Source organism: Cognatitamlana onchidii (genome assembly GCF_004804355.1).
In the GTDB taxonomy this organism is placed as follows: domain Bacteria; phylum Bacteroidota; class Bacteroidia; order Flavobacteriales; family Flavobacteriaceae; genus Cognatitamlana; species Cognatitamlana onchidii.
In genome coordinates this window covers 146,952-160,720 of record NZ_SRWZ01000005.1, presented here as the reverse complement: position 1 = coordinate 160,720, position 13,769 = coordinate 146,952, and the positions used below count along the sequence as shown (strand labels likewise).

Below are 13,769 nucleotides of genomic sequence, written 5' to 3'. Positions count from 1 at the left end.
CTTTTACGATTCGCTTGGTAATTTTAGTTTCGTAACGGTTTTCCTGTTTTAAGCATGTGTTGAATACGCTCTAATGTTTTTCGTTCGGTACAAAGACTTAAAAAAGCTTCGCGTTCAAGGTCCAGTAAATACTGTTCCGTAACTAAGGTAGGCTCTGAGAGATCGCCCCCAGCCATAACATACGCAAGTTTATTAGCAATTTTATGGTCGTGCTCACTAATATAGTTTGCGGCTTCCATAGAATCTGTACCAACTAAAAACATACCTAGGGCTTGTTTGCCCAAAACTTTAACATCTTTTCTTTTAATGGGCATGGTATAGCCTGCTTCGGCCATTAACTTGGCATGCGATTTGGCGGTTGCGATTTGGCGGTCTTTATTAATAACAATGGTGTCTTTCCCTTTTTGAAGCAAACCTAAATCGAAAGCTTCGTAGCCAGAGGTTGATACTTTGGCCATGCCTACGGTTAAGAAGTATTCTTGAAGTACGTTTAGTTGTACATCGCCTTTTCTAAACGAATCGGATGCTCTTAATGCCATTTCTTTAGACCCTGCACCACCTGGAATAACACCAACTCCAAACTCAACCAACCCCATATAAGTTTCGGCTGCGGCCACTACTTTATCCACATGCATGGAGAGTTCGCAAGCTCCTCCCAAAGACATACCATGTGGTGCTGAAACGGTTGGAATGCTTGAATAGCGCATACGCATCATGGTGTCTTGAAAATATTTAATCGCTGCATTAAGCTCGTCGTATTCCTGTTCGACTGCCATCATGAAAATCATACCAATATTGGCGCCAACTGAGAAATTGGCGCCTTGATTTCCTATTACCAACCCCTCATAATTTTGTTCTGCTAAATCAATAGCTTTATTTAAGCCAGCTAAAACGTCACCACCAATCGTGTTCATTTTCGACTGGAACTCGCAATTTAATATGCCATCACCCAAGTCTTCAATAACAACACCAGAGTTTTTATAGACCTCATTAGATTTTCTAATGTTGTCAAGGATTATAAAAGCCTCTTGTCCAGGAATTTTTTCCTGTTTTTTAGTAGCAGTATTGTAACAATAGGAAGCTCCGGTTTTTACGGTGTAAAAAGATTCATTCCCAGCAGTAACCATCTCGGAAACCCATGAAGCTAACGTTAAGTTTTCAGCTTTAATGAGATCAAGTCCTTTGCTTAGCCCTATTGCATCCCAGATTTGAAACGGCCCATGTTCCCATCCAAACCCAGATTTCATGGCATCGTCTATTTTATAGAGGTCATCTGAAATTTCTGGAATTCTATGGCTTACATAAGCAAATAAAGCTGCAAAGGTTTTTCTGTAAAACTCCCCAGCTTTGTCCTTACCTCCAACAAGCACTTCAAATCGGTCTATAACTTTATCAATTGGTTTTGTAAGTTCGAGAGTGGGAAATTTTGCTTTTCTTGACGACCTGTATTCTAAAGTATTCAAATCTAAAGAAAGAATTTCCTTTTTACCATTAGCGACTTGCTTTTTATAGAAACCTTGCCCCGTTTTACTTCCTAACCAATTGTTTTTAATCATGGTCTCGATAAAACTTGGTAGCTTAAAAAGTTCAAGGCGCTCGTCGTTTTTACAATTTTCGGCAATACCATTGGCAACATGTACTAAGGTGTCGAGTCCAACAACATCTACAGTTCTAAAAGTTGCCGATTTGGGTCGGCCAATAACAGGGCCTGTTAATTTATCGACATCCTCAATGGTTAGCCCCATATCCTTAACAGTATGGAACAGACTCATAATACTAAATATTCCAATTCTATTTCCAATAAAAGCGGGCGTGTCTTTGGCAACAACCGAGGTCTTTCCAAGAAACTGCTCGCCATAATTATTTAGGAACTCAAGGACTTGAACATCTGTTTTAGGACCCGGAATAATTTCAAAAAGTTTTAAATATCTGGCAGGGTTGAAAAAATGAGTTCCACAAAAATGCCTCTGGAAATCTTCGCTACGCCCCTCACTCATAAAATTTATTGGAATCCCTGAGGTATTAGAAGTGATTAAAGTTCCTGGTGTTCTATGTTTCTCTAGTTTTTCAAATACTTGTTGTTTAATATCTAGTCGTTCTACTACCACTTCCATAATCCAATCGACGCTAGCTACTTTTGAAATGTCGTCTTCTAGATTTCCAGTTGTTATTCTGTTGGCAAACGTTTTGTGGTACAAGGGTGCAGGTTTTCCTTTTAAGGCTGCGGTTAATGCATCGTTTACAATTCTGTTTCTTACAGCCTTGTCTTCGATAGTCAAGCCTCTCGTTTTTTCTTTGTCATTGGGTTCTTTGGGTATAATATCGAGTAATAATACATCAACTCCAATATTAGCAAAATGACAAGCAATTCCACTTCCCATAATGCCAGAGCCTATAATGGCAATTTTTTTTATTCTTCTTTTACTCATCTGTATTTACTAATCGTTTTGATTAAATATTTTCTTGTTATTCACAAGTTCATTTATAACTTCGGCAACTTCATAAAAGTGACTCAGTTTGTTGTCAGAAATGTGTTCCCTAATGGTATCATTAAACTTTAATACACGTTCTCTGGAATAGTCTCTATTTTCTCTCCCAAATTCGGTTAAGCATATAATAACCCCTCTGCCATCTTCTGGATTCGGTTTGCGCTCAATAAGACCTTTGGTTTCCATCGTTTTTAAAATTCTTGATAGGCTAGTTGCCTCCATACCCATTTTAGGTCCTAATGCTGTAGAGGACGTTCCTTTTTCTGGATCTATACTTAGTAAGGTAAAGCCCGTTGCCATGGTGCTCCCAAACTTGCTGGCTTCCTCATTATACATTTTTTGAACTGCAAGCCATGTTGTCCTTAAAACATAATCAATGGTTTTGTCCTTCATATTTTTTAGGTTGGTTTTTTCAAATATATGAAAATATATTATGCGTGCATAATATATTTAACAAAATTTAAAGGTTTATGTTGCTATGAAATCGTGGAAGATTTTATTGGTTATTGAGGACGATAAATACTCTCAATAAGATCGTTATATTTCTCTTTTATAACACTTCTTTTCATTTTCATAGTGGGGGTGAGGTGCCCGTCTTCAATGGACCAAATCTCTGGAGTAAGTTTGAAAAGCTTAATTTGCTCCCATTTACCAAATTTCATGTTGCATAGGTTTATCTCTTCCTGTATTCTATTGTGAATAATATCAGAACTGGTAATGCCCTCAAAGGTTTTATCAATACTATGATGTTTGTGTTCTACCCATTCGTTTATAAATTCAAAATTAGGCTGAATAAGTGCTGCAGGCATTTTTTCACCCTCGCCAATAACCATAACTTGCTCGATAAATCTTGATTGCTTTAATTCGTTTTCTAGTAACGTAGGAATGATATACTTTCCGCCAGAGGTTTTAAACATTTCCTTTTTACGACCAGTAATCTTTAAAAACCCATCGCTGTCAACTTCTCCTTTGTCTCCGGTATGAAAATATGCGCCGCTCATAACACTACCTGTTTTCTCCGGGTCTTTATAATACCCCATCATTACGTTAGGGCCTTTACATAAAATTTCGCCGTCATCGGCAATCTTAACTTCAACCCCTTTAATAACTCTACCAACATGGCCAATTTTCCAGCCACCGTTTCTTCTATCGCTAGCAGATACCCCAGGCGAGGTTTCAGTAAGCCCATAGCACTCCATAATTGGCATATTGGCTGCTCCAAAAATTTTGCCCAGTCTTGGTTGTAAAGCTGCACTTCCAGAAGCCATAAAAACTATATTTCCGCCCAAGGCTTCCTGCCATTTGCTAAATATTAGTTTTCGTGCTATGGATAGTTTAAGCTCGTAAAAGAAGCCATTTTTCTTGTAAGGTTGAAACTGTGCACCTAATTCAACGGCCCAAAAAAATAATTTCTTTTTTATACCCGTTAGGTCATTGCCTTTGTCCATTATTTTATCATAGACCTTCTCTATTAACCTTGGCACTACCGTCATAGTAGACGGTTTTATTTCTTTTGCGTTATCTCCAATTTTATCTAGGGCCTCAGCAAAATAGGTTTCTATACTACCATATTGATATAAATAGGTGAAGACTCTCTCAAAGATATGGCAAATGGGTAAAAAACTTAAAGCTCGGTCTCCATAAGGTAGAGGGAATCTTTCTGCTGCGGCCAAAACATTAGATACAATATTGTTGTGGGATAGCATAACCCCTTTAGGTTTACCTGTGGTTCCTGAGGTATATATAATGGTAGCTAATTCTTCAGGCTTTACTTCCGCTTTTCTAGTGTCAACAGTCTCTTGGTTTTCACCAGACGCCCCAAGTTCAAGAAGCTCAGAGTAGTGCTGGCAGCCTTTAATTCTATCAAAAGAATAAACTGCTTTAAGTTTGGTCTTTGATTTTACTTGGTTAATTTTTTCAAGTACCTCTTCATCAGACACAAAACAATAAATTGATTCACTATGATTAAGGATGTACTCATAATCTTCGGCGCTTATAGTCGGGTAAATTGGTATATTTTGTGCTCCCACTTGAAGCACTCCAATATCGACAATATTCCACTCGGTTCTGTTAGTAGAAGAAATAACAGCAATTTTATCATGTTTTTCGACACCTAATTTTATAAGCGCTCTGCTAATGGCATTGGCCTTATCAATGTATTCTTGAGTAGACGTTTTTTTCCATTGGCCATCATATTTAGTTACTAAGCAAGCTTCTAAAGGATGATTATTTAGCTGGTAATAAGGAAAATCAAAAAGTCTGGTTATCGCTGCCATGGGTTTTTTATAGAATATGTTATTGCAAAATATGAAAATAAATAGCCATTTCAAACTTGTAAAACAACTTGAGTAAGATATTAAATTAAAACCCCTAAATTATATGTAGGTTAAGTAATTCCTAAAAATAAAAAGAAATTATGATGCACGGGTTAATATAATGATGATATTTTTACGAATCTTTCATAAAACCATTTTTGTTTGTCGTATTATTTCTTAGAAATCGTATGAAAGTTTGCATTATTTGAAACAGAAAAACCTAAACCATAAATAATTATATATAAGGAGGTTATAACTCAAACGTTTTCGTTGAAATCTGAATAAAAAATCTTTTCAATAATAGCGGTTTACTGACTTTTGTCAGCTTTATTTTTTAATTCTGTACTTACTTTTGGTGAAGAAATTATAACGGATTATTTCAAAATATTAATACCAGATAAAGATGGAAGTAAAACAATTTAAAGACGGAATTTGGACTAAGCAGGTCAATGTTAGAGATTTTGTGATTAATAACATTACCCCTTATTTAGGAACTCATGAGTTTTTAGTGGGTCCAAGTGAAAAAACTCAAAAATTGTGGGATGTTTGTAAAGCAGCCACTTTAGAGGAACGAAAAAATAATGGGGTACGTTCTGTAGATACTGAAACCATTTCAACAGTTGGTGCATTCTCAGCTGGTTATATAGATAAAGATAATGAGGTTATTGTAGGGCTTCAAACAGATGAGTTATTAAAACGTGCTATGAAACCTTTTGGAGGTTTTAAAGTGGTTCAAAAAGCCTTGTCAGAGCAAGGTGTTAAGCCAAATGATACCTTAACAGAATTATTCTCTAAGTATGTAAAAACACATAATGATGGGGTTTTTGATGCTTACACTTCAGAAATAAGAAAGTTCAGATCTTTAGGATTCCTTACTGGTTTACCTGATAATTATGCAAGAGGTAGAATTATTGGTGATTACCGTCGTATTGCCCTATATGGAGTAGACTTTTTAATTGAACAAAAGAAAGCTGATTTAGAGCAAATCACTGGGCCGATGACGGAATCTGTTATTCGTTTACGTGAAGAAGTTTCAGAGCAAATAAAGGCTTTAAAAGAAATTATTGCTTTAGGTGCTAAATACGACTTAGAATTGGAGCGTCCTGCAGAAAATGCCAGAGAGGCGGTGCAATGGACCTACATGGCTTACTTAGCTGCGGTTCAGGAGCAAGATGGTGCTGCCATGTCATTAGGTAATACCTCTACATTCCTAGATATCTATATTGAAAATGATATCCAAGAAGGATTAATTACTGAGGAAGAAGCTCAAGAATATATTGACCAGTTTGTGATGAAATTAAGAATGGTTCGTCACTTAAGAATGGGCGCTTATGATGAAATATTTGCAGGAGACCCTACTTGGGTAACTGAAGCAATTGGTGGTATGTTTGAAGATGGAAGAACCAAAGTTACTAAAACCTCTTTCCGTTTCTTAAATACCTTATATAACTTGGGTCCATCACCAGAACCTAATATGACAGTTCTTTGGTCAAAAGATTTGCCAGAGAATTTCAAAAAATTCTGTTCAAAAGTAGCGATTGATACCTCATCTATTCAGTTTGAAAATGATAATTTAATGCGTGCACAACGTGGTTCTGATGATTACGGTATTGCTTGTTGTGTGTCTTACCAAAGCTTAGGTAAATCAATCCAGTTCTTTGGTGCACGTACCAACTTGGCTAAAACATTATTATTAGCTATTAACGGTGGTCGTTGTGAGAATACCGGTACTTTAATGGTAGAAGGTATTGAGCCACTAAAAGGCGATGTGTTAGACTTTGATCAAGTTATGGCAAACTTTAGAATAGCCATGAAGGAAGTTGCAAGGGTTTATAATGATTCTATGAACATTATTCACTACATGCATGATAAGTACTATTATGAAAAAGCACAGATGGCTTTAATTGATACCAACCCAAGCATTAATATTGCTTATGGTATTGCAGGTTTATCTATTGTAGCAGATTCGCTTTCGGCTATTAAGTATGCTCAAGTAACACCAATTAGAAATGAAGAAGGATTAACTGTAGATTTTGATATTAAAGGAGAGTTCCCTTGCTATGGTAATGATGAAGACGGTGTGGATGAATTAGCAGCGCAAGCAGTGGCAGATTTCAATGATGAGTTGAAAAAACTACCAGTTTATAAAAATGCAGAGCCTACCATGTCTGTATTAACGATTACATCAAACGTGTCTTATGGTAAGAAAACTGGGGCAACGCCAGATGGTAGAAAAAGCGGTATTCCTTTTGCTCCTGGTGCCAATCCAATGCACGGGCGTGATTGTAATGGAGCCATAGCTTCTTTAAATTCTGTAGCTAAAATTGATTATAAAGATTCTTTAGATGGTATTTCTAATACCTTCTCAATAGTGCCAAAATCATTAGGTGCTGATGACGTTGAAAGAATTGAAAATTTAGCAACTATTATTGATGGGTATTTCATTAAAAATGCACAACACCTTAATGTAAATGTGTTGGACAAAGAAATGCTTCTTGATGCTATGGAGCACCCAGAAGAGTATCCACAATTAACCATACGTGTATCTGGTTACGCTGTGAATTTTGTTAGACTTACAAAAGAACAGCAAATGGAAGTTATTACACGTTCTTTCCACGAATCCATGTAGTTTTATTAATATTTTGAACGCATCTGAAAAAGGAGTTTAACCGCTACTTTTTCGGATGCTTATTTTAAACACTAAAACCTAATATTATTAAAACTCAAGATAACATACTAAATGTACACTCCATTGAGTCGTTTGGAACCCATGATGGACCTGGTGTAAGGATGGTTATTTTTCTGCAAGGATGTAAGCTTAAATGTCTGTATTGCCATAACCCAGATACCATTGATACCCATGGAGGAAAGAGTTACCATGTTGACGAATTGGTGGAGATGGCTATTAAAATGAAACCTTATTTTGGTAAAAAAGGAGGTGTAACTGTTTCTGGTGGCGAACCGTTATTACAAGCTAAGGCTTTACTACCGTTTTTTAAAAAACTTAAGGAAGCTAATATTCACACTAATATTGATACCAACGGTAGATTATTAAATCATTTTACCCAAGAATTACTGGATGATTATGCAGATTTAGTGATGTTGGATATCAAACACATGACAGAAGAAGGTTATAACTATATAACAGGTCAAAAAAATAAGGAAACCACTTTTGATTTTGCCAAGCATAGAGAAGCTTCAGGAAAGAAAATGTGGTTACGTTATGTACTCATTCCTGAAATTACTAACAAGCCGGAATTGTTGCATCAAATGGGAGACTATTTTAAAGATTATAAAACCATTGAAAAAATAGAATTGCAGCCATACCATAAATTAGGAATTCATAAGTGGGAGGCCTTAGGATGGACGTATGAGTTGAATGATGCCAGAGAAAATACCAAGGAGGAAATAGACGCCGCTGTTGAAATTTTACAACAATATTTCAAAGAGGTAAAAATAAACTAACTAAAGAGATACTACTTCAGAGTATCCAAATCATACTAATTATGAAAACACAAAAATTAAAAAACAGATGGCTTATTGCGGCTTCGGCTGTTGGAATACACATTTCAATTGGGTCTGTTTATGCTTATTCTGTGATGACAAACCCCGTTAAAGATGTCTTTGATGTAGATGGTAGTGTTATTAAGTGGGCCTTTAAAATAGCTATTTTATTACTTGGCCTTTCAGCTGCTTTTTTGGGGCGCTGGGTTGAAAAAGTAGGACCAAAAGTGAGTGGTACCACAGCAGGTATCTTTTATGGTCTTGGTATTTTAGGTTCTGGACTAGCCGTTCAATTGGAGTCCTTATGGCTGTTTTATTTATGCTATGGCGTAATAGGTGGTATAGGACTAGGTTTAGGATATATAACACCAGTAAGTACGTTGGTTAAATGGTTCCCAGATAGACGTGGTTTAGCAACAGGAATGGCCATTATGGGCTTTGGTTTTGCTGCTCTAATATTTGGTCCTGTTATGCAATCATTATTTGATTCGGTAGGTGTTGCCAATGCTTTTTACGTGTTAGGTGCCATTTACATGATTCTTATATTGTCTTCTGCAAGATATATTGAAAGACCACCAGAAGGCTATATGCCAGAAGGGTTTAAGCCCGGAGAAGGGAAGACTATAAAGGCAGATATGGCCAATATTGATGCTAATGCATCATTAAAAACAAAGCGTTTTTATTTCATGTGGATCATGATGTTTATTAATATTTCATGTGGTATTGCTATTATTTCTGCAGCAAGCCCCATGATGCAAGAAAAATTGAATTATACCCCTATGCAGGCAGCTGCGATTGTTGGTTTTATTGGGGTTTTTAATGGCTTAGGTAGATTGGCCTGGTCTACACTTTCAGATTATTTAGGACGTGCTAATACCTTTATCATTTTCTTCGGATTTCAAATATTGGCATTCTACTTTTTACCTCAAATTACGGTAGAAGTTGGGTTCTTAATAGTTTTATTTACCGTAATTACTATGTACGGTGGTGGCTTTGCTACACTACCAGCATTTTTAGGAGATTTGTTTGGAACCAAACAACTAGGAGCCATTCATGGAATGGTATTAGCTGCTTGGGGATTAGCTGGCGTAGTTGGCCCAACTATATACGATGTGGTTAAAAATGCAACAGGTTCATTAGATGTAACGTTAAAAGTATTTGCAGGCTTATTTGTTGTTGCTTTAATTGTTTCTATTCTTATGAAAATTGAAGTGACAAAAGCCTATAAAAAAATGGATGATATTAAAAAAGGCAAATTAAAATTTGCTTAAACTTTGCTTGGTTGGTTAGTCAAAAAAGATGCTTTGTAAGTGAGAGTGCAAAGTGTCTTTTTTTTGTTTAATATCCCGTATGACAGCAAAGGAGATTAGGTGGTGAAAGTGTGTTTTTTTACTTGCATATCCCCATGTTAAAAATCACAGAGACATGACGCTATTAATAATATTTTCAGGCGGTGTAATGTAAGAGTGAAAAAAAGCGTTCCTAACAACGCTTTTTTCTTAGTGTTTTTTTAACTACGACTTTTCTATCCAAAGGCGTGCATTTACAAAGGCCTCTATCCATGGCGATACTTCGTCTTTGCGACCATCAGGGTAATTGGCCCAGTTCCACTGAAAAATAGAACGTTCAATATGAGGCATGGTTACTAAATGACGCCCAGATTTATCGGTCATCATGGCTGTATTAAAATCGGATCCATTCGGGTTATGAGGGTAGCCTTCAAAACCGTATTTACCAACAATATTGTATTGTTCCTCAGTATAAGGTAAATTGAATTTACCTTCACCATGAGAAATCCAAACGCCTAAGGTACTTCCTGCTAAAGAGGATAGCATTACAGAATTATTTTCTTGAATCTTTACCGATGTAAACGAACTCTCGTGTTTATGCGAATCGTTATGATGCATCTTTCCGTGCACTTCGTGCTCTGGGTTGATGAGGTCTAATTCCATCCAAAGTTGGCATCCATTACAAATACCAACAGATAAGGTGTCTTCCCTTTCAAAGAAATTCTTAATAGCTTTGTTAGCTTTTTCGTTGTATTTTATGGCACCTGCCCAACCTTTTGCAGACCCTAAAACATCTGAGTTAGAGAAGCCGCCAACAGCCCCTAAAAATTGAATATCTTCTAACGTTTCGCGACCAGAAATTAAATCGGTCATGTGTACATCTTTTACATCAAAACCAGCTAGGTACATGGCGTTTGCCATTTCACGTTCAGAGTTAGACCCTTTTTCGCGAAGAATCGCTGCTTTAGGCTTCTTTCCGTCATTACGAGGAGCTTGCGATGTGGTAATCTCATTATTTTCTGCAGATTGCTTCACTGTGTTCGCAATGACGTCAGCAAGTTTTCCTGTAAACTGTTTAGGGAACTTGTATTGTAGAGGCTGATTTTTGTAATTGTCGAATCTATCTTGAGCTAAGCCATTTGCTGTTTGCTTTTGGTCTAATAAGTAAGATGTTTTATACCAAACATCTCGTAGTCTTGAAACGCTCATAGTAAACACGTCCGTACCGTTAATCACGCTTAGGGTGTCGCTTGCGGTAACGTTTCCTATATTGAAGAACTCAATATTAGCATGAGCTAAAGTTTTTTCAATCGAAGCATCTTTTGCTTGAATAACAATACCTGCATTTTCTGCAAATAATATTTTGCACGAGTCGGTTTCACCTAAGGCAGACAGGTCTAACTCAGCTCCTAAATTGGTGTTGGCAAAACATAACTCTAAAAGTGTTGTAATTAAACCACCTGATGCGACATCATGTCCTGCAATTATTTGATCCTTTCTTATTAAATCTTGAATGGTATTAAATACCGTTTTAACGTAACCAGCATCTTTTACATTAGGTGCATCATTACCTATTTTATTTAGAACTTGAGCAAAAGAACTTCCTCCTAATTTAAAATCGTCTTGCGATATATTTATATAATATATACTTCCCGCATTCTTTTTAAATACAGGCTCTACAACTTTTGAAATATCGTTACAATTAGCTGCAGCCGAAATAATAACCGTACCAGGAGATATCACATCTTCGTTAGGATACTTTTGCTTCATAGAAAGCGAATCCTTTCCTGTTGGTACGTTAATACCGAGGTCGATTGAGAATTGTGATACAGCTTCTACGGCTTCGTATAGGCGCGCATCTTCACCTTCGTTTTTACAAGGCCACATCCAGTTAGCTGATAGTGATATATTTTTAAGACCATCTTTTAACGGTGCCCAAATTATGTTAGTTAAGGCTTCGGTAATAGAATTTCTACTACCAGCTTCAGGGTTAATTAATCCAGAAATAGGCGAGTGCCCGATAGAGGTTGCAATACCTTCTTTGCCTTTATAATCAAGGGCCATGACCCCCACATTGTTTAAAGGTAATTGTAGCGGACCGGCACATTGTTGTTTAGCGACTTTACCACCAACACAACGGTCTACTTTATTTGTTAACCAATCTTTACAAGCCACAGCTTCCAGCTGTAACACTTGGTCTAAGTAGCTGTAAATCGTATTGGAGTTATATACTACATCCCCATAGTTGCGTTTAACGGTGTGATCGGTCATTATTGTTTTTGGCGAACTTCCAAACATGTCTTCCATAGCTAAATCCATTGGCGTGTTGCCTTTGGTTTTAGATTGGAAGGTAAAACGATCATCACCCGTTACATCGCCCACGGTATACATTGGCGAACGCTCTCGGTCTGCTATCTTATTAAGCGTTTCAATGTGTTTATTGGAAATGACCAATCCCATACGTTCCTGAGATTCATTACCAATAATTTCTTTATCAGATAGGGTAGGGTCTCCAACTGGTAAGGCATCTAAATCAATTTTTCCTCCAGTATCCTCAACCAGTTCAGATAAACAGTTGAGGTGTCCACCTGCACCATGGTCATGAATCGAAACAATGAAATTTTCATCACTTTCTACCATACCACGAACGGCATTGGCAGCACGTTTTTGCATTTCAGGATTGGAACGCTGTACAGCATTTAACTCAATTCCAGAAGCGAACTCACCAGTATCTGCCGACGATACTGCGGCACCACCCATACCAATGCGGTAGTTTTCTCCACCAAGAATTACTATTTTATCACCTGCTTTAGGGATGTCTTTTAGGGCTTGGTCTTGCTTGCCGTAACCTATACCTCCTGCCTGCATAATCACCTTATCGAACCCAAGCTTACGGGCATCTTCTTCATGCTCAAAGGTTAATACCGAACCGCAGATTAGTGGTTGCCCAAATTTATTACCAAAATCGGAGGCTCCATTAGAGGCTTTTATTAAAATATCCATAGGTGTTTGGTACAACCAATCGCGCTCTTTAACGCCTTTTTCCCAAGGTCTGTTTTCTTCTAAACGCGAATATGAGGTCATGTAAACAGCAGTACCCGCTAAAGGAATAGATCCTTTACCTCCTGCTAGCCTATCACGTATTTCACCTCCTGATCCTGTTGCCGCCCCATTAAAAGGCTCAACCGTAGTGGGGAAGTTGTGGGTTTCTGCTTTTAGTGAAATAACCGAATCGAAATCTTCGGTGGCGTAGTAATCTGGTACATCAGCACGTTTTGGTGCAAATTGTTCCACTTTAGGACCTTTAATAAATGCCACATTATCTTTATATGCTGAAACAATATCGTTAGGATGTTGTTTCGATGTTTCCTTAATTAATTTGAATAAAGAGGTCGGTTTTTCTTCACCATCAATGATAAAGGTGCCGTTAAAAATTTTATGGCGACAGTGTTCAGAATTCACCTGAGAGAATCCAAATACCTCCGAGTCGGTTAACGGTCTGCCTATTTTCTTTGCAACACCTTCTAGATACGCAACCTCTTCATCACTTAATGACAACCCTTCCTGTGCATTATAAGTTGCAATATCATCGATGTTTAGAATAGGTTCTGGTTCAATATCAATGGTAAAACTCTCTTGGTCTAAACCGTTAAATTTTTCCGAAATCATGGGGTCAAACTCCTGAAAACCTTCAGTAACCGTCTCAAACTCTTCGATTCTAACAATGTCTGTAATCCCCATGTTTTGGGTGATTTCTACAGCATTAGTACTCCAAGGGGTAATCATAGCAGCACGTGGCCCAACAAAAAAAGCATCCAAAGATGCTTGTTCTATTTTCGGCTGGTTGCTAAATAACCAGGTTAATTTTGAAATGGTTTCAGTAGATAATTCTTTTGTTGTCTGAACAGCAAAAACTTTGCTATTTACGTTTCCAAAGAAATGAATCATTGTATCAGGATTTGTGTATGATTTAGAAAACGCAAAAATACACTTTTTTAACTATTTGGTATGGCTTTTTTAATGAAAGCCTTAGATGTTGTTAACAGGGTTTTAATAATAAAGTAGGGTTAAGTTAAGAGATTAGAATGGGACTGACATACTAAATATTAGTAATGAAATATTTTAGCTAATTTGTTTATGTTATGTGGCTTTAAGCTTGTACGACCGTTGAA

7 protein-coding genes are annotated in these 13,769 nt (G+C 37.0%); 3 read left to right on the top strand and 4 right to left on the bottom strand.

Annotated features, from left to right (window positions below):
- Positions 1-23 precede the first annotated feature (23 nt).
- The 3 genes from E5D58_RS11035 to E5D58_RS11025 all read right to left on the bottom strand — a co-directional run bounded on the left by E5D58_RS11035 (position 24) and on the right by E5D58_RS11025 (position 4,765).
- Positions 24-2,429, bottom strand: a complete 2,406-nt coding sequence (locus tag E5D58_RS11035; protein ID WP_136481924.1) for a 3-hydroxyacyl-CoA dehydrogenase/enoyl-CoA hydratase family protein — start codon at positions 2,427-2,429, stop codon at positions 24-26.
- Between the two features lie 9 nt (positions 2,430-2,438).
- Positions 2,439-2,882: a MarR family winged helix-turn-helix transcriptional regulator gene (locus E5D58_RS11030; protein ID WP_136481923.1), complete on the bottom strand. Its 444-nt coding sequence runs from the start codon at positions 2,880-2,882 to the stop codon at positions 2,439-2,441.
- 110 nt (positions 2,883-2,992) lie between these two features.
- Positions 2,993-4,765: an AMP-dependent synthetase/ligase gene (locus E5D58_RS11025; protein WP_136481922.1), complete on the bottom strand. Its 1,773-nt coding sequence runs from the start codon at positions 4,763-4,765 to the stop codon at positions 2,993-2,995.
- A gap of 442 nt (positions 4,766-5,207) precedes the next feature.
- Between E5D58_RS11025 and pflB the strand changes: the two genes are divergently transcribed.
- From pflB to E5D58_RS11010, 3 genes are all read left to right on the top strand, one after another.
- Entirely contained in the window at positions 5,208-7,433 is a 2,226-nt protein-coding gene (gene pflB, locus E5D58_RS11020) for a formate C-acetyltransferase (protein WP_136481921.1), read from the top strand.
- Between the two features lie 83 nt (positions 7,434-7,516).
- Positions 7,517-8,269: a pyruvate formate-lyase-activating protein gene (pflA, locus tag E5D58_RS11015; protein ID WP_317129283.1), complete on the top strand. Its 753-nt coding sequence runs from the start codon at positions 7,517-7,519 to the stop codon at positions 8,267-8,269.
- 41 nt (positions 8,270-8,310) lie between these two features.
- The gene (locus E5D58_RS11010; protein ID WP_136481919.1) at positions 8,311-9,579 is read left to right on the top strand and encodes an L-lactate MFS transporter; all 1,269 of its coding nucleotides are present in this window, start codon (positions 8,311-8,313) and stop codon (positions 9,577-9,579) included.
- A gap of 243 nt (positions 9,580-9,822) precedes the next feature.
- On the opposite strand, the gene purL is transcribed toward E5D58_RS11010, so the two are convergent.
- Complete coding sequence (gene purL / locus E5D58_RS11005; protein ID WP_136481918.1) at positions 9,823-13,545, bottom strand: phosphoribosylformylglycinamidine synthase; 3,723 nt, start codon at positions 13,543-13,545, stop codon at positions 9,823-9,825.
- Positions 13,546-13,769 lie beyond the last annotated feature (224 nt).